At 74.2% G+C, this 1,257-nt stretch carries 2 protein-coding genes; one reads left to right on the top strand and one right to left on the bottom strand.

The features are described from left to right. A partial coding sequence (locus H5J29_RS33235) for a LysR family transcriptional regulator substrate-binding protein (RefSeq protein WP_181784842.1) occupies positions 1–414 on the top strand: 414 nt, incomplete at its 5' end. Here the strand turns inward: H5J29_RS33235 and H5J29_RS33230 are convergent. Beyond that, the gene (locus H5J29_RS33230) at positions 369–1,208 is read right to left on the bottom strand and encodes an aldehyde dehydrogenase family protein (protein ID WP_312858514.1); all 840 of its coding nucleotides are present in this window, start codon (positions 1,206–1,208) and stop codon (positions 369–371) included. The two genes, H5J29_RS33235 and H5J29_RS33230, sit on opposite strands and share 46 nt — an antisense overlap. Between the last annotated feature and the right edge of the window lie 49 nt (positions 1,209–1,257).

The following is a 1,257-nucleotide window of genomic DNA, read 5'->3' as shown; positions in this document are numbered from 1 at the left end:
TGCGCGCCGCCCGGGCACCGGTTCGCCGACCTCGCCGAGGTTCCCGCCGCCGAGCTGGCGGCCGAACGCCTGGTCGCCTACCGACCCGGCTACCTGATGCACGACCTGCTCGGTCGGTTGGTGGACCTGGAGGCCGCGACCGTGGTCTACCGGACCGACGACACCCGCACCGCGCTGGCCATGATCGCCGCCGACGTCGGTGTGACGGTGCTGCCCGAGCTGTCGGTGCCCGATCCGCAGGGGCTGGTGCGCCGTCCGCTGGCCCAGCCGCATCCCGAGGTGCTGGTCGCCCTGGTGCACGCCGACGACGAGGACCCCGCCGTGGCGGCCTTCGGCGAGGTCCTGCTGCGGCACGCCCGCGCGTCGGCTCACAACGCCACGTCCGACAGCACGAGCGTGCGCTCCTCGGTGTAGTCCTCGATGGCGCTGCGCAGGCCCTCGCGGCCCTGCCCGGAGTCCTTCGTCCCGCCGAAGGGCGACTCGTCGGAGCGGTAGGTCGGGGCGTCGCCGATCACGACCTGGCCGACCCGCAGCACGTCCAGGGCGTGGAAGGCGAGCTGCAGGTCGCTGGTGAAGATCCCCGCGCTGAGCCCGAACCGGGTCTCGTCCACGCGGGCCAGCGCCTCGTCGACGGTGTCGTAGGGCAGCACCGACACGACGGGGCCGAACACCTCGTCGTCGAGCACCCGGCTGCCCGGCGGGACGTCGCCGAGCACGGTCGGCCGGTAGAACCGACCCTGCGCGACGCCGCCGGTGTGCACGGTCGCCCCGGCCGCCCTGGCCTCGTCCACCCACTCGGCGACCCTGGCCGCGGCCGCCTCGTCGACCAGTGGGCCGACGTCGGTGGCCTCGTCGAACGGGTCCCCCACGACCTGGGCCTCGGTCGCGGCCACGAGCAGCGCGGTGAACTCCGCGAGCTGCGGACGCGGCACGAGCACCCGCTGCGGCGAGGTGCACGCCTGCCCGCCCGCGTAGTTCGAGAACAGCGCGATCCGCTCCGCGGCGTGGCGGAGCCGTTCGGACGAGGTGTGGTCCGGGGCGATCACCGCCGCGGCGTTGCCGCCCAGCTCGACGACGACCTTCTTCCGCGGTGCCGCGTCCACGATCCGCCAGCCGACCGTGTCCGACCCGGTGAAGCTGACCACGGGCAACCGGGGGTCGGTGACGAGCCGGGCCGTGGTCTCGTCGTCGGTCTCCACGACCTGCACCGCCGCCGCAGTAGACCTTGCCCTCCCTCGTCGGGTGCTCGGTGATGTC

Origin of the sequence: Pseudonocardia pini, assembly GCF_013870575.1 — a bacterium.
GTDB classification, from domain to species: Bacteria; Actinomycetota; Actinomycetes; order Mycobacteriales; family Pseudonocardiaceae; genus Pseudonocardia; species Pseudonocardia pini.
The sequence above is the reverse complement of the archived record's forward strand: the minus strand, read 5'-3'. Positions and strand labels throughout refer to the sequence as shown.